Source organism: Parerythrobacter aurantius (genome assembly GCF_045291475.1).
GTDB classification, from domain to species: domain Bacteria; phylum Pseudomonadota; class Alphaproteobacteria; order Sphingomonadales; family Sphingomonadaceae; genus Parerythrobacter; species Parerythrobacter aurantius.
The window spans coordinates 2,276,510-2,291,521 of record NZ_CP147985.1 but is presented as its reverse complement, the minus strand read 5'-3'; the positions used below and the strand labels follow the sequence as shown (position 1 = coordinate 2,291,521).

Sequence of the window (15,012 nt, the reverse complement as noted above, 5' to 3'; positions counted from 1 at the left end):
ACGCAGGACGTCGATATCCATGGCCACTTTCACGCTTCCCAAGAACTCCAAGATCACGGGCAAGAGCCGCGAGCACAAGGTCGAAGCGGGAGGCCGGGTCCGCAAGTTCAAGATTTATCGCTACGATCCCGACAGCGGCGAAAACCCGCGTTACGACACCTTCGAGGTCGATCTCGATGATTGCGGCCCGATGGTTCTCGACGCGCTGTTCAAGATCAAGAACGACGTCGATCCGACGCTGACCTTCCGCCGTTCGTGCCGCGAGGGGATCTGCGGGTCCTGCGCGATGAACATGAACGGCAAGAACGGCCTCGCCTGCACCACCGCGATTGAGGACCTCAAGGGCGAGGTGCGCATCACGCCGCTGCCGCACATGGAAGTGATCAAGGACCTCGTCCCCGACTTCACCCATTTCTACGCCCAGTACGCCAGTATCCGCCCCTGGCTACAGACCGTCACGCCGACCCCGTCTGGCAAGGAACGCCTTCAATCGCCCGAACAGCGCGAGAAGCTGGACGGCCTCTACGAATGCATCCTGTGCGCCTGCTGCTCGACATCGTGCCCCAGCTATTGGTGGAACAGCGACAAGTTCCTCGGCCCGGCGATCCTGCTGCAGGCCTATCGCTGGCTGGCCGACAGCCGTGACGAGATGACCGGCGAGCGGTTGGACCAGCTCGAAGACCCGTTCCGGCTCTATCGCTGCCACACCATCATGAACTGCGCGAATGTCTGCCCCAAGGGTCTGAGCCCGGCGAAGGCAATTGCCGAAACCAAGAAGATGATGGCCGAACGCGCCATCTGATCCGATGGCCCTGTCCGACACGATTTTCGAACACGGGCCGGACCCGCACAATCCCGGCTGGCGGCACTGGAATCTCAAGGACGACACGCTGTTCAACGGCGCCGTGATGGGCAAGCTCATCACCCGGCGTGAGGATGACAAGTGCCGCCTGCGGATGTTTCCCGAGCGCCGGCACGAGAACCTGCAGGGCATCATCCACGGCGCGGTGACGCTGGCGCTGATCGACATCTCTTTGTTCACCACCATGCACGTGGTCGGCAGCGGCAATGCGGGGCCTTCGGTAACGCTGGAACTCTCGACCCAGTTCGTCGGTGGCGGCGATCCCGCACGGCCGCTCGACGCCGTGACCGAGATCATGCGCGAGACCGGCAAGCTGGTGTTCGTGCGCGGGACCGTGGTGCAGGACGAGGATATCGTCGCCAGCTATTCCGGCATCATCCGCAAGCTGCCGCTGCGCGACCTTCCCGGGCTGAATTCGGGGCCGACCGAAGGATGAAAGGCGCGTGAGCGGTATGCTGCAGCGCTATCGCGAGCTGGTCGAAGCCGGTGAATTGCGCGCCGATCCGGAACAGGCGGCGGTGGCCGAGCGGCTCGACCGGCTGCAACAGGAACTGGAAGCGGTCCCCAAACGCGGCTCCATCATCTGGCGTGCGCTCAAGGGCAAACCCGAGGCTGTCCGCGGCGTCTACATGTGGGGCGGCGTCGGGCGCGGCAAGTCGATGCTGATGGACCTGTTCCATGCGACGCTCGACATTTCGCGCAAGCGGCGGGTGCATTTCCATGCCTTCATGCAAGAGGTCCACGCCCGCCTGCACCAGGCCCGCAAGAGCGAGAGCGGCGATCCCATCCCGCCAGTTGCGGCGCAGATCGCCGCCGATGTCCGCTGCCTCGCCTTCGACGAGATGGTCGTCAATAATTCACCTGACGCCGCGATCATGGGGCGCCTGTTCCGGGCGCTGATGCTGGATCATGGCGTAACCATCGTCACCACCAGCAACCGGCCTCCGCACCATCTCTACAAGGACGGGCTCAACCGTGAGCATTTCCTGCCCTTCATCGCATTGATCGAGGAGAAACTCGACGTGCTGCCACTGAACGGGCCGACCGACTACCGGCTCGACCGGCTGGGCGATCTGGGCACCTGGCACACGCCGCTAGGCGATGAGGCGACGGCGCAGGTGCGCGAGGCCTTCTTCCGCCTCACCGACTACAAGCCCGAAGACGCCGCCAACGTGCCCAGCGCCGAGCTCGATGTCGGCGGCGGCAGGACATTGCATGTGCCCAAGAGCCTGAAGGGCGTGGGCGTGTTCAGTTTCAGGAAGCTGTGCGGCGAGGCGCGCGGCGCGACCGACTACCTCGCCATCGCCCGCGCCTATCACACGGTCATCCTGGTCGGCATCCCGGTCATGGGGCCGGAGAACCGCAACGAGGCGGCGCGCTTCATGACGCTGATCGACGCGCTCTATGAATACCGGGTCAAGCTGTTCGCCACCGCCGCGGCAGAGCCTGAGGCGCTCTATCCCTCGGGAGACGGCAGCTTCGAATTCGAGCGGACCGCCAGCCGCCTGATGGAAATGCGCAGCGCCGAATACATGGCGCTAGGGCACGGGGCTGCCGACACGGCGAGCTAGCGTCAGGCGGCCTTTTGCGCCCCGCGCTGCTGGGCCGATGCCAGCCGCTCCATCAGCCGCAGGTCCTGCTCGCCGAGCATCAGGGCGGCATCGGCCCAGATCTCGGTAATGCGCGTCAATTCGGACAGTTCGAGCGCCCACGACACCTTGGTCGCCCGCCTTGCCGCAACGAGGCCGGAATGGCGCCGGTCGTTCTTGCGGATGAAATCGCGGGTCGCCTCCACCCCTTCGCCGTCATCGGCCAGCTGGTGCACGATGCCGAGATCGAACATCTCCGCCGCGCTGTAGGTGCGGTTCGACGTGATGATCCTGTCGGCCATGGCGCTGCCCAGCTTGCGGCTCAGCAGTGCGTGCGCGCCCATGCCCGGGAACAGGCCGAACATCACTTCCGGCAGGCCGAAGGTCGCGCTGCGCTCGGCGATGATGTAGTCGAACGACAGCAGCGCCTCGAATCCGCCACCCAGCGCCGCGCCTTCGACCAGGCCGATGGTCAGGATCGGCAGGTTCAGCGTGTTGATGTTGCGGTGGAGGATCTGGCAGCAGCGGTGGCCGTAACGCACCAGGCCGTCGCGGTTGTGATCGAGAATCAGTTGACGGAAAAGCGCCAGGTCGCCGCCATAGCAGAACACTCCAGGGGCGCGGCTGCCTAGGATCAGATATCTGAGCGGTATCTGGTCCGGTCCGAAGCTGTCGGAGATCAGCCGTTGCCAGTCTTCGAAATCGCCCAGCATCGGCGGCGTGAAGCTCGGTCGCCCGCCCGGGCGCATGAACGTCCACAGCGCCTGCGTATCCGGCTGGTACATCACGTCCAGTTCGTCCAACTGCAACAGCTGCGCCGGAATATCCGTGTGCCCGAGTATCGCGTCCGTCATGCCATAGCCCCCATCTGCTGCGGCATGAGATTGCGACCCCCCTTGCGCGCCAGTTACGCCGTCCTCGAATTCGGTACCAATGCGGTCCATCCGGCCCCCGAAACTTTCAACGCGCCGAAGCGCAAGTTCCTGTCCCTGCAAGGAATGTAAAGTAACAGGACTCGTCGATGCAAACGAATATTTGGAAAGTCAGACGAACCGAGTCCCGAAAAGGGTCAATATCGTCAGGCTGACACACCGAGACGCCGCAACGAGCGGTCCAGCATGATCAGCTGCCAAAGCAGCCTGCCATGGTCGCTTCGCCCCGAAATATGCTGTTGCGACAGATACTTCACGTGCTCCGCGGAGAGCCAGCCGGTGTCGGCCAGCATCCCGCTGGTGGCGACGGCCCTCGCCTCGGATTGCAAAGGCCCGCGCAGCCACTGGGCGATGGGCGTAACGAAGCCCTGTTTGGGCCGATAGAGCACATCATGGGGCAGGAAACGCTCCATAGTGTGTTTCAAAAGCCACTTGCCTTGCCGGCCCCTGACCCGTGCCGCGTGGGGCAATCCGGCGGCAAATTCCACCAGCCGGTGATCGAGCAAGGGCTCGCGCGCCTCGAGGCTCACGGCCATGCTGGTGCGATCGACTTTGGTCAGAATGTCTCCCGGCATCCAGAATTTGAGATCGACATATTGCGCCCGGTCGAGGCCGGATCTTGCCGGTGCACCGCGCATCATCGCGATCAGCGGCTGTTCGGCCCGATATTCCCCAAGCTGGCGATGCATCGCCTCCGAATAGAGCAAAGACCGCAATTCGGGCGGAGTGACGCTGAGCGCGCGGGCATAGCCTTCCTCGCCGCTGGCGCCGAGCGACTGGAATGTCGACTTGGCGCGCAACGCCTGCGGGGCCCAGTCGGCCTTGGGCCAGAATTTCCCGAGCGTGCCGAACACCGGCTGGCGCAAGGCGCGGGGAAAGATCGAACGGACCTGCTCCTCCCGCGCGTGGAACACCTGGCGGCGGTAGCCGGCAAAGGCCTCGTCGGCCCCGTCGCCCGAGAGCGCCACGGTGACATTCTCCCGCGCCAGCTGGCAGACCCGCCAGGTCGGCAGGGCCGAAGCATCAGCGAAGGGCTCGTCGAACATGCCGGCCAGCAGGTCCACCGCCTCGAAATCGTCGGGATCGACGATCCGTTCGCGGTGATTGGTGCCGAACTGCTGCGCGATGCGGCGGGCGTATGCGGTCTCGTCGACCGCCGCGACATCGAAGCCGATCGAGCAGGTGTTGACCGGCTCCCGGCTCGCTTCAGCCATCAGCGCGACGACGCTGGAGCTGTCCACCCCGCCCGAAAGGAATGCGCCCAGCGGGACGTCGGCGACCATACGCGATTCGACCCCTTCACGCATCAGGTGAAGCAGTTGGGCCGAGAGATCGGCGGTGCTGCCCTTGTGCCGGTGGGAGAAATCGACGTCCCACCACTGCACCGGCGGAGCGGGCGGCTGGTCGTGCCGCAGCAGGCGATAATGCCCGGCGGGCAACTTCTCGACGCCCTTCAGGATCGAACGGTGGTCGGGAACATAGCCCCAAGCGAGGTAGTCCTCCACCGCCAGCGGATCGACTTCGCGCCGCAACAGCGGGTGCGCGAGCAGACCCTTCAGCTCCGAAGCGAAGGCCATGCTGCCATCGCTCAGATGCGCCATGAACAGCGGCTTCACCCCGAACCGGTCGCGGGCGAGAAACAGTGTCCGCTCCGCCCGGTCATAGATCGCGAAGGCGAACATGCCGTCGAGGCGCGACAGGCACTCCGGCCCCCATTGCTGCCAAGCGGCAATGATGGCTTCGCTGTCGCCATCGGTGCGGAACTGCGCGCCAAGCTCCTTCAACTCGCGCCGCAGCTCGCGGTAATTGTAGATTTCGCCATTGAAGACGAGGACGCAGCGCCCGTCCATCGAATGCATCGGCTGCGGCGATCCGGCGATATCGATGATCGAAAGCCGCCGGTGGCCGAGCCCCACGCCGTGATCGGTCCAGACGTCGCCGCCGTCAGGGCCGCGATGGAGCAGCGCATCGGTCATCCGCTCCACGCGCCGCGGGTCGACCGGCTTGGGCGTCCCGCAATGGAAGATACCGGCGATGCCGCACATGAGGCGGGCGTTAGCTGCTTTGTGCCGGAGGGTCCATCCTCTGGCCGAGGACGAAACGGACAATCGCGGCCGTGGTCAGCGGCATATGAGCCAGGGCCGTGCCGTCGATTCCGGGATCTTCCGGCGCGCGGTCGAACCAGCGCCATGCGGAGCCGAGCAGGACGGCGATGACCAAGGCGAAGAACACCCAGCCGTAAACGATGTGATCGAACCCGGCGGCAAAGGCGATACCCTGCGACTGGGCGATGTAGATCGTCCCCCACGCCCGGATGCCGTTGGCGACAATCGGCACGACGATGCAGGCGGCGAGGAAAATCGCGCGCCTGGGCCAGCTGCGGAAACAGCTTTGCGCGACCAGCACGCCCAGCGCGATCATGGCGATCAGGAACTGGACCCCGGCACAGGCTTCGGCGACTTCGAACAGGCCGCCCGGGGTGTCGATCATGACCCCGTCGATCACCGCCGGTATGCCGCTCCAGTGGGTCAGGGTTATGGCGATGTCCGCCGTAATCATCTGGAGGCCCGGGACCAGTTCGCCGCCGATGGGCACCAGGAACACCATGTAGGCCAGGGGAAACAGCAAGCCGAGCGCGACGCGCAGTCCCAGGACTGCAGCGACCGAGGCCTGTAGCGCTCCGACAGCGCCGAGCTGGCTAATGGTGTTGATTTCGAGATATGTGCCGAGCAGCCACAACCCTGCGGCTGCGCCCAATGCTATGAAGCCCGGCCACCAGGGCTTCGGGGCGATCTTTGCCAGCTCGCCGCGTCTGATCCAGACCAGCCCGGCAACGATCGCCGGTACCAGCAGCATGTGGTTGTAGGTCGAAATATTCCACCACTGGTGCGCCATGGCCAGCCAGTCGCGGATCGTGACGAGCAGGATGAGGCTCCAGAGCAGCGCCAGTCGCAACAAAGGCGTGCGCCAATCCGCAGCGATACGATCGCGCCACGAGAGGCGCGCGTTTCCGATGGCGAGGTCAGGCCGCATCGCGTGCCTTCCCGGAAGCTTGCAGGATATCCGCCAGCGGCGCCAGCATGGCCGGCCAGCTCTGGTGCTGGCGCACATAGGCGCGCGCCGCACCGCCCATGGCGGCAGCCTGCCCGCGATCGCCGAGCAGAGCAAGCGCGCGGGCGACCATCGTCGCATCGTCACCGGCAACGGCAAAATGCCTGCCGTCTTCCGCATCGATCCCGGTCGCGGCCTCGGGCGAGAGCAGCACCGGCCGCGCCATTGCCATGGCTTCGAGTACCTTGTTCTGGATCCCGCGCGCGATGGTCAGCGGGGCGACGACGATATCGGCGGCAGCAAGGAACGGCTTCACGTCGGGCACCTCACCCCAGACCCGGACGTTGCCCTTGCCGTCGTATGCCAGCAGCCTCGCAACGGGAGCGCGTCCGACAATATGGAAGGCGGCATCGGGAAAGCGCGCGCGAATCCCCGGCAGGATGGCCTGCACGACACGCTCTGCCGCAGCCACATTCGGCTGGTAGTCCATCTGCCCGGTGAAGACGATTTGCGGCCCGGCACCAGCGGACAGGGCCGGATGCGGCTGGACCACCGCGGGATCGAACAAGTCGGTGTCGATCCCGTTGCGGATGGCGCGGATATCCGTGCCCTGAATGCGCTTCAGCCGTGAGCGGAACAGTCCCGCCTCGTGGTCGCTAATCAGCAGGGTGACGTCGGCACGGTGGGCAAGGCGTTCTTCTTCCCGCGCAAGAACCCGCCCTTCGCGGCGATCGATAATGGAGCGCGGGAAGCTGCCGTCGCGGCCAAAGGCTTCGAACTTGGCGCTATCGACATCGCACAGGTCGATGACCACTCGCCCCGCAAACCTGTCGGGCACATATTGCCCCATTTGGCCACTGAAGACGAAGATCGTGTCGATCGGGCGCTCGGCCAGCGCTTTTGCCACCCATGATCGCAGGGCGGCGCTGTCCCAGGCCGTCAGGCTGACGGGCTTGCCCGTGCCCAACGCCTCCAGCCCCGCCAGCGGCAGGGGCTTGGTTCGCCGGACCAGGCAATGGCTTGCCGCAAGCTGTGCCAGCTCGGCCTCGACCGCCATATCGGCCTCGGTCTCGCCGAAGGTGCCGACATGGACCGGTGCCAGCTGCGTCAGCGCCCTGAGGAGATGATGCGAGCGGATCTTGTCGCCCCGGTCCGGCGGGAACGGGATACGATGGCACAGGAACAGGATCTCGCCCATCAAGCAAGCCCGCGGGCTATCGCCGGGCCGATGACATTGGCCAGACGCAGCGGCAGCTTCTTCCACAGCGCGATCTTGCGCTGATAGGCATCGCTCGTGGGGTCGACGTCGCGCTTTGCCACGCCCGGCGCGGTCCAGCTGGCATAGGTCAGCGGGGTGGGCTCGAAGCCCCAGTTCTTCTTGAAATTATACGGCCCGCTGCCGGTCTTCGAGCGGCCGAAGTCGAAGCGGATGCAGCCCTTCGTGCGGGCATGGCACATCAGCCGGTAATACATCAGCTCGTTGGCGCGCAGGTGACGCGCATCCCACACCCCGCCGCCCCAATAGGGCATGACCGCGCCCATGTGATAAAGCGACAGGACGCTCGCAACGGGGCGTTCGCTATCGTTCTCCTTGGCCCAGACCGTCAGGATATCGGCCTCGTCGCCGAAAGCATCGAGCACGCTGTCGAACAGGCTGCGCGGGAACACCGGCGTACCGAGGTTGCGCACGCTTTCGGCATAGCAGCAGTAATGCGCGGCGCGGTCGCTTTCGGCGGTGCCCACAGTCACGCGCAGGTCATTGTCGAGCCCCTTGCGCACCTCGGCCCGCTGCTTGCGCGGTATCGCGAGCAGCTGGGCCTCGTCGTCTGCCGCGAGGGACCCGGCAAAGCCACAATGGCTGTCCGACTGGATGTCCCATCCATCGGGCACGCTCCCTCCGCGCAATTCCACCGAGGCACAGCTTTCGCGCAAAGCCAGCTCGGTTGCCGCACGGCAGAGGCGCCTTGCGATCTTGTCGTGGATGGCCAGTGCCCCGCCCTCTACCGCGAAGCCGCTCGAAACGAGCGCGCGCGGAAACAGCAGCGAATGCGCGACGGTCAGCGGCAGCCAGCCGGTCACCTGCCCGCCCTTTTCCGCCACCAGCCCGGTGGCACGCTGGCCTGTGCCCTGCTCCACCGCCAAGAGCCAGCGCGGCAGGTGGAACGGCGAGCCATTGGCGACATAAACGAAATCCGTGATCCGGGCAGCCTCGGCCGGATCGTGCAGGTCGGCCTGCGAGATCGTTTCCTCACACAGGGCGAACGGGGCGTTCACGCGGCCAGTTCCCCTGCCCGCGCAGCTTCGCGCGCGGCGATCACGTCCATCCGCCCCCAGGCGAACTCGTGGACCAGTTCGGACAGCTTCTCGGCCATCTTGTCGAGGTTGGTGTAGTGCCGCAGCTTCGAGGTCATGGGCGCATTGCCGACCCGCGGCTGGTCTGGGTCGATCTCCCACGGATGGAAATAGAAAACCGCCGGGCGCTGCTCGGTGCGGTTGACCTGCCGGATCGCCCAGCGGCTGAAGGCGTAGGGCAGCACGCGGAAGAACCCGCCTCCGCCGGCGGCGACTCGCTTGCCGCCGAGAATGGCGGTGGCGACGGGTATCTCGACCAGGTCCGACCATGGCAGCGGGCGGAAGGCGAAGCGCGGCGCTTCGGGCCAGCCGTAGTGATCATGCGCGATCGGCGCGACGCTGGAGGAATAGGCATAGCCCTGCTCCGCAAGTTCCATGTAGGCCCAGGGCGTGCGGCTATCGATGGAAAAACTGGGCGCGCGATACCCGGTGATCGGCACCCCTGCAGCATCCTCGAGGATCATCCGCGCCAGCTTGATGTCGCCGGCGAATTGCTTGCGGTCGAAGGTGAAGACACGCGCATGGTCGTAGCCGTGACTGGCCAGTTCGTGCCCGCGCTCGACGATCCGCCGCATCAGCGCGCCGTTGCGCTTGGCCACCCAACCGAGCGTGAAGAAGGTCGCCTTGACGTCGGCGGCATCGAACAGATCGAGAATGCGCAGGACATTGTCCTCGACGCGCAAGGACATGCCGTCCCAATCGCCGCGTTCGATTACATTCTCGAACGCGCCGACCTGGAACCAGTCCTCGACATCGACGGACAGCCCGTTGGTGATACGGCCATCGGTAGTGACGGGCGAGTGCATCGCGCCCCTTTCCTCTAGTTCAAGCGGCGCGGCGGCCCTGCCCTTCGATCCATTCGATCATCATGGTGATGACCTGCCGGACGCTCTGTTCCTGTTCGGCAAGCTTGCGTTCGAGCGCCTCGATCCGGGCATCGCGATCCGCCAGCTGCCGCTCTATGTCCGCACCGGTCGCAGCCGCGGTTACCGGCTCTGCCGGTTCGGCCAGAGCGTGCTTGATCGGCCCGGGTGCCGGGCCGCGTTCCAGGCGCGCCATGGGTTTCGGCGCAGCGGCCGGGAAGGTGCTGTCGCTTTCCATTTCGCGCAGCACCGACGAAAGCATCGCGCTATCGATACGGGTCCGCTGCTCGACCGCGCCGAGCAGCAGCAGCCGCGTGGCGACCTGGTTGACGCGGCGCGGGATGCCGCCTGTCGCCTGGTACATTTCGGCAAAAACACGCTGGTCCCAGGCCGGATTGCCTTCCCAGCCGACGCACCGCAGGCGGTGCGAAATGTAGGGCTCCAGTTCGTCCGGCTCCATCGGCCCGAGGTGGTGCGCCGCGATCACGCGCTGGCGAAGCTGTTCGAGGCTTTCGCTACTGGCGAGGACTTCGCGGAATTCCGGCTGGCCGAGCAGCAATTGCTGCAGCAGCGGGTGCGAGCCGAGCTGGAAGTTCGACATCATCCGCAGCTCTTCGAGCGCTTCGACGCTGAGGTTCTGCGATTCATCGACCACCAGCAGGCAGCGGCGGCCCGCGCGAGCCTCCTCATGCAGGAAATCCTCGATCGCCCCGAGGGCGCTGGCCTTGTCGCGCCCCTCGATGTCGAGGCCGAAGCTCTGGGCCACGACATGGACCAGTTCGGCCCCGTCGAGATTGCTGGTGACCACATGGCCGACAGTCATCTGGGCCGGGTCGATCTTTTTCATCAGGTGCGCGACCAGCGTCGACTTGCCCGATCCGATCTCGCCAGTGATGACGATGAAGCCTTCGCCCTGTGCCAGTCCATAGCCGAGATACGACAGCGCCTTGCGATGGGTCGCGCTCTCGAAATAGAATTCGGGATCAGGGGTCAGCTGGAACGGTCGCCCCGTAAGACCATAGAAATCGTCGAACATCGATTGTCCTTTCGCGGGCTCAGAAGTCGTATCGCAGGCCGACAAGGGCCGATGCGGTCTTGAAGTCCTCACCCGAAACCTCGCTGTCGAGGTAGTCGAGCGAAACGGCTGCGCGCGCCGAGAGGCCCATGTAGAGCCGCTGGTTGTACGACGCCGACGTGCCGAGCACCCAGGCGGCGCTGTCGGTGAAGTCGCTGTCGAGGTAGCTGGCGTAGGTGTTCAGCGTAAACCCGCCGTTCTCGCCGACCTGTCCCGAGAGAAAGCCGCTGGCATAGTAGCTCTGCTCCGTCAGCCCGTCGGCGGCCGCCAGCACCGTGCCCGGCGCAGCCACGAAGGTACGGCGATCGTAACCGATGCCGATGCCCGTGCTGAAACGGCCGAGCTGCTGGGCGTAGCTGAGCACACCGCCGCGGCTACGGAAAACCGAGCTGCGGATCGATGCCAGCGCACCGCCGAAGCAACTGCCGCTCTGCAGGCTGCTGACGCAGCCGTTGATGTCGCCGGTCACCGCATTGCGGTTCGCCTCGAAACTGGTCGGCAAGGCGACCAGCGCCTGGTTGACCGAACCGCCGAAGCCCGACAGCGCGTCGTAAACCGATACGTTGACCGAACTGCGGCTCGTCGGCGCATAGGCGAAGCTGCCGTAATAGGTGTCGCTGTCGTAGCGGCGGCCATAGTGCGCCTCGAGCGCGGTCCGGCTGGACGGGCGCCAGACCACGCCCACATCCCAGATCAGCCCGTCGGTTTCGAAGGCGATGCGGCGCGGGCCGCTCGTATCGGTGACGAAGCGTCCGTCGCTGTCGATGCGGGGCTGGCCGGTGACCGGGTCGATCACCGCATCGCGGCTGGAGACCGAGACATCCTCGTAACCGACCCCGCCGACCAGTTGCATGGTACGGCTGACCGGCAGCGTCACATCGGCGCGGACGTAGGCGTCGCGTACCCGCTGGTCGAGGTTGGAAATGTCCTCCTGGTAGAACCCGCCGCCGATGCCGACCCCGACGGGCAGGACCGTATCGGGGCGAATGCCCACCCGGGCATTGGCGCTGTGGGTGGTGCTGTCGTCGAAGACATCGACCGGCTGGCCGCCGGGCACTGTGACGAGGGCATCGGGCGCCTCGACCCGGGTGTAGCCGAACCGGTAATTGGCGCTGACATCCGCATCGCCGACGCGGGTCGACAGATTCGGACCGACATAGGCGGAATAGATCCGGCTCTCGCTGTCGCTTCCGTCACCTTCGACCGCGTTGAAACGCGTGCCGCCGCCGTTGTCGACCTGGGTGCGCGCAGCAAGGGCTCCGGCTTCGAAAGTCAGGACCTGCGGCACGACTGACGTGTAGCCGCGAGCGACGCCGGTGACGGTGTTGCTGTCGAGAGCCGCATCGCCATAGCCGATATTGCGTTCGTATCGCAGCGACAGGGAACCGCCGTTATTACGCCCCTGCACGCTCGCATCGATGCCCGCTGCGATCTGGGTGTAGGTGACGATATCGTCGCCCGGGGCCAGCTCGAACAGGGCCACCTGGCTCACCTCGATATAGGGCTGGACGTCGAGGCGCTGGCGCTGGGGCTGGTCCCCGCGACCGTCGCGCCCGTCGCGGCTCTCGCGACCTGCCGACGGCTGGCCGCCGCTGACATAATCGTCGTCGCCCCAGGACTGGGCCTGTGCTGAAACCGGCAGGGCCAGCGCCACTGCCGCGATCGAAGTTGCTATCCGGAGCCGTTTCATCGGTACTCCCCCCTTATCCGTAGGTGCCGAAACGGCGCCCGCTGGGACTGAAGTTCGCTGCGTTGAGCAGCAGCTTGATATCGTCGCAGGCGCTTAGGAGCTGGCAGGCATCCTCCAGCGCGCTCCGGCCGGTCACATCCGCCCGGGCGACCAGCACGACCTGGCCCATGTGTTTGGCGAGTTCCGCCGCCGGGGCGGCCGCGAGTGCCGGCGGCGTGTCGAGGATGACGATGCGATTGGGCGCGCCGACGGTGAGGCGGTCGAGCACCTCGGCGGCTGCCCCGCTGGCAAAGTATTCCGCGTCCTTCCTGGTCGTGCTGCCCGCCGGCAGAACCCACAGGTTCGGAATGTCCGTTCCCTGGATCAGTTCTTCCACCGGCGTGTCGGGGTTCGACAGGGCACCCATCAGGCCCGAGGTTTTCGGCAGACCCAGCGCCGCCAGCACCGACGGTTTGGCCACATCGGCATCGACCAGCAGCACTTCCATCTCGCGTTCGGCCGCCATGGCGATGGCGAGATTGACCGCACAGAAGGTTTTGCCCTCGTCGGGATGCGGCGAACACACCATGATCCGGCGCGAGGCGGCAGTTCCGCGCTCCTTGGCTGAACCCAGCAACTGCCGTTTCACGATACGAAATTCCTCGAGCAGCTCGCTGGTGTGGCCGTCGGGGTCGATCAGGCCCTGCTCGCGCAGGCGCGCCCGGTCGATTTTGTGCTTCGGACCCGAAAGGGCCGGAGCCACCGGCACTGCTTCGACAACTGCCGTCGCCGCCGCCGTAGCGGCGAAGGTGGCCGGTAACGTCTCGGCTGCCGGTGCGGGTTCGACGAATTGCGGGACGACTTCCGGTGCAGGCGTAGCTGCGCCAGCGCCCTGCCCTTCGTCGACGCGAGCAATTTTCTTGGCGCGCTTCATCGGACGTTCTGCCAGCCCCTTGGGCACCGCAGGCGCCGCAAAGCTGTCCAGCCCGAAAGCGCCGCTGGCGCGTTCCAGCAGCGAACTTTCCTCTGGCTTGTCGCCGGGAAGCGGGATTTTCTTGTGTTCGGTCATTTCCCTCTCCTCAGGCCACGCTGCCGACCTGGATCATCTCGATGACCATCAGGATGGCGAGCACACCGACGAGAGCGGCGCTACCGGCGAAAAACATCTTGTTGCGCTTGGCCTGGAAGGCCCGCTGGTCCGGAGTCAGGCTGACAGAAATGGCGCCGAGCACCGGAAGGCCGAGCGCGCGCTGCAACCCCGATGTCGTGGCGAAGGTCGACTTGAGCTGGGTCAGCGCGATCGCCGTGCCGAACCCAGCCGCGAGACCTGCGAGCAGCACGCCCAGCAGCAGCAGCGGGCGATTGGGCGCAGCCGGCTTCAACGGCAAGGCGGGTGCATCGATGATGTCGAAACGGAACGAGCTGCGCTCGGTCTCGAGGTTGGAGCGCAGCTGCAGTTCCTCGCGGTCCTGCAGCAATTCGTCGTACTTCTTTTTCAGCACTTCGTAGTCGCGGCCGATCCGCTGGGCTTCGGCGGCTAGCGTCGGCGAGCTTGCCTGGTCGGCAAGGCTCAAAGACACGTCGGCCTGCAAAGCGGCCTTGCGGGCCAGCAGTGCCTGGAGGTTCGCCTGACGCTCGGCGCGGATGGAAACCAGCGAGCTGTAAGCGGGATTCGGGATGCTGCCGGCACTGCTGCCACCGTCGCGCGACGCGGCCTGGCGCAGCAGTTCCAGTTGCTTGAGCGCAGCCTGCATGTCCGGATGGTTGTTGGTCAGCCCGCGCGCGCGCAACTGCGCCACCTGGCTCTGGGCCTGGCTGTAGGCGCTGGCGGACGAACTGGGATTGCCCGGCCCTCCCGGAAGTGACGCCGGGGTGCCGGCGATCTGGCCGTTGATGGCTGCAAGGGCGCTTTGTGCCGCGGCGATATCGGCCTCGACGCCGCGCAGTTCGGTGCGGGTGTCCTGCAAGCGGTTGGAGATGGCCCCTGTCCCGCCGGCCAGTTCGGGATGCTCTGCTTCGAAGGCAGTCAGCTTGGCTTCGGCGACCTCGAGGTCCTTGGCCCGGTCCTGCAACTGCTGGTCCAGCACCGCCACCGCATCGGCAACTTCCCCGCGGTTGCCGGCGATGTTTTCCTCGCGGAAGATGTCGAGCAGTTTCTGCACCACCTCCTGCGAAAGACGGGCGTTTTCGGCGTCGGAGAAATGTCCCTTGCCGATCTTTGCATTGATCAGGAACAGGTTGTCTTCCTCGCTCTTGACCGAAACCGCCTCGGCGAGGCCGGTGATCTCGCGTTCCATCTGCTGCGGCGTGGTCACGCCTTCACCGAGCTTGGTCGAGCGGATCACCTTCTCCAGCGTTTCCGCGCTGGCGAGCGTCTGGCGGACGCGCTGGATATCGGACTTGTCGCTGCCTGCGATCCCGGTCTGCTTGCTCAGGATGTCGTCGAGCTGGACGAAAATCTTGGCTTTGGATTCGTAGCTGTTGGGGATCATCGCGACGACCAGCCAGCCGGTCAGGCACACGCCCCAGGCGACGCCCAGCACGAGCCACTTGCGGGCCCATGCCGAATACAGCGCCGCGCGCACTTCTTCGAAGACTTCGTTCATGCTGCTGCGCCCG

At 65.6% G+C, this 15,012-nt stretch carries 13 protein-coding genes; 3 read left to right on the top strand and 10 right to left on the bottom strand.

The window, feature by feature from the left end:
* Nucleotides 1-19: 19 nt before the first annotated feature.
* The 3 genes from WAB17_RS11425 to zapE are packed head-to-tail and all read left to right on the top strand — an operon-like array spanning nt 20 to nt 2,433.
* Entirely contained in the window at nt 20-802 is a 783-nt protein-coding gene (locus WAB17_RS11425) for a succinate dehydrogenase iron-sulfur subunit (protein WP_435417472.1), read from the top strand.
* Nucleotides 803-806: 4 nt separating this feature from the next.
* On the top strand, nt 807-1,298 hold the full coding sequence (locus tag WAB17_RS11420) for a PaaI family thioesterase (RefSeq protein WP_435417471.1): 492 nt from the start codon (nt 807-809) through the stop codon (nt 1,296-1,298).
* A gap of 7 nt (nt 1,299-1,305) precedes the next feature.
* Nucleotides 1,306-2,433 (top strand): cell division protein ZapE, encoded by a 1,128-nt coding sequence (zapE, locus tag WAB17_RS11415; protein WP_435417470.1) that lies wholly within the window; start codon nt 1,306-1,308, stop codon nt 2,431-2,433.
* A gap of 2 nt (nt 2,434-2,435) precedes the next feature.
* Here zapE and WAB17_RS11410 read toward each other — a convergent pair whose 3' ends face one another.
* The 10 genes from WAB17_RS11410 to WAB17_RS11365 all read right to left on the bottom strand — a co-directional run bounded on the left by WAB17_RS11410 (nt 2,436) and on the right by WAB17_RS11365 (nt 14,999).
* A complete protein-coding gene (locus WAB17_RS11410; RefSeq protein ID WP_435417469.1) occupies nt 2,436-3,305 on the bottom strand; it encodes a crotonase/enoyl-CoA hydratase family protein in 870 nt (289 codons plus the stop codon).
* A 224-nt stretch (nt 3,306-3,529) separates the two neighbouring features.
* The gene (locus WAB17_RS11405; RefSeq protein WP_435417468.1) at nt 3,530-5,428 is read right to left on the bottom strand and encodes an XrtA/PEP-CTERM system amidotransferase; all 1,899 of its coding nucleotides are present in this window, start codon (nt 5,426-5,428) and stop codon (nt 3,530-3,532) included.
* Between the two features lie 10 nt (nt 5,429-5,438).
* Nucleotides 5,439-6,416, bottom strand: a complete 978-nt coding sequence (gene xrtA, locus WAB17_RS11400) for an exosortase A (RefSeq protein WP_435417467.1) — start codon at nt 6,414-6,416, stop codon at nt 5,439-5,441.
* Complete coding sequence (locus tag WAB17_RS11395) at nt 6,406-7,632, bottom strand: TIGR03087 family PEP-CTERM/XrtA system glycosyltransferase (protein WP_435417466.1); 1,227 nt, start codon at nt 7,630-7,632, stop codon at nt 6,406-6,408. The genes xrtA and WAB17_RS11395 overlap by 11 nt, the downstream gene beginning before the upstream one ends.
* A complete protein-coding gene (locus WAB17_RS11390) occupies nt 7,632-8,708 on the bottom strand; it encodes a FemAB family XrtA/PEP-CTERM system-associated protein (RefSeq protein ID WP_435417465.1) in 1,077 nt (358 codons plus the stop codon). Before WAB17_RS11390 ends, WAB17_RS11395 begins: the two co-directional genes overlap by 1 nt.
* Nucleotides 8,705-9,592 carry an XrtA system polysaccharide deacetylase gene (locus WAB17_RS11385; protein ID WP_435417464.1) on the bottom strand — a complete coding sequence of 296 codons (888 nt, stop codon included), beginning with the start codon at nt 9,590-9,592 and terminating at the stop codon, nt 8,705-8,707. Before WAB17_RS11385 ends, WAB17_RS11390 begins: the two co-directional genes overlap by 4 nt.
* A gap of 19 nt (nt 9,593-9,611) precedes the next feature.
* Entirely contained in the window at nt 9,612-10,685 is a 1,074-nt protein-coding gene (locus WAB17_RS11380; protein WP_435417463.1) for an XrtA/PEP-CTERM system-associated ATPase, read from the bottom strand.
* 19 nt (nt 10,686-10,704) lie between these two features.
* Nucleotides 10,705-12,414: a preprotein translocase subunit YajC gene (locus tag WAB17_RS11375; protein ID WP_435417462.1), complete on the bottom strand. Its 1,710-nt coding sequence runs from the start codon at nt 12,412-12,414 to the stop codon at nt 10,705-10,707.
* A 13-nt stretch (nt 12,415-12,427) separates the two neighbouring features.
* On the bottom strand, nt 12,428-13,462 hold the full coding sequence (locus WAB17_RS11370) for an AAA family ATPase (RefSeq protein ID WP_435417461.1): 1,035 nt from the start codon (nt 13,460-13,462) through the stop codon (nt 12,428-12,430).
* Nucleotides 13,463-13,472: 10 nt separating this feature from the next.
* The gene (locus tag WAB17_RS11365; protein WP_435417460.1) at nt 13,473-14,999 is read right to left on the bottom strand and encodes an XrtA system polysaccharide chain length determinant; all 1,527 of its coding nucleotides are present in this window, start codon (nt 14,997-14,999) and stop codon (nt 13,473-13,475) included.
* Nucleotides 15,000-15,012 lie beyond the last annotated feature (13 nt).

Bases quoted from the DNA above. Each gene is read 5' to 3' on its own strand.
- WAB17_RS11425 (WP_435417472.1), top strand. From the start codon at position 20: ATGGCCACTTTCACGCTTCCCAAGAACTCCAAGATCACGGGCAAGAGC.
- WAB17_RS11420 (WP_435417471.1), top strand. From the start codon at position 807: ATGGCCCTGTCCGACACGATTTTCGAACACGGGCCGGACCCGCACAAT.
- WAB17_RS11410 (WP_435417469.1), bottom strand. From the start codon at position 3,305: ATGACGGACGCGATACTCGGGCACACGGATATTCCGGCGCAGCTGTTG.
- WAB17_RS11405 (WP_435417468.1), bottom strand. From the start codon at position 5,428: ATGTGCGGCATCGCCGGTATCTTCCATTGCGGGACGCCCAAGCCGGTC.
- xrtA (WP_435417467.1), bottom strand. From the start codon at position 6,416: ATGCGGCCTGACCTCGCCATCGGAAACGCGCGCCTCTCGTGGCGCGAT.
- WAB17_RS11395 (WP_435417466.1), bottom strand. From the start codon at position 7,632: ATGGGCGAGATCCTGTTCCTGTGCCATCGTATCCCGTTCCCGCCGGAC.
- WAB17_RS11385 (WP_435417464.1), bottom strand. From the start codon at position 9,592: ATGCACTCGCCCGTCACTACCGATGGCCGTATCACCAACGGGCTGTCC.
- WAB17_RS11380 (WP_435417463.1), bottom strand. From the start codon at position 10,685: ATGTTCGACGATTTCTATGGTCTTACGGGGCGACCGTTCCAGCTGACC.
- WAB17_RS11375 (WP_435417462.1), bottom strand. From the start codon at position 12,414: ATGAAACGGCTCCGGATAGCAACTTCGATCGCGGCAGTGGCGCTGGCC.
- WAB17_RS11370 (WP_435417461.1), bottom strand. From the start codon at position 13,462: ATGACCGAACACAAGAAAATCCCGCTTCCCGGCGACAAGCCAGAGGAA.
- WAB17_RS11365 (WP_435417460.1), bottom strand. From the start codon at position 14,999: ATGAACGAAGTCTTCGAAGAAGTGCGCGCGGCGCTGTATTCGGCATGG.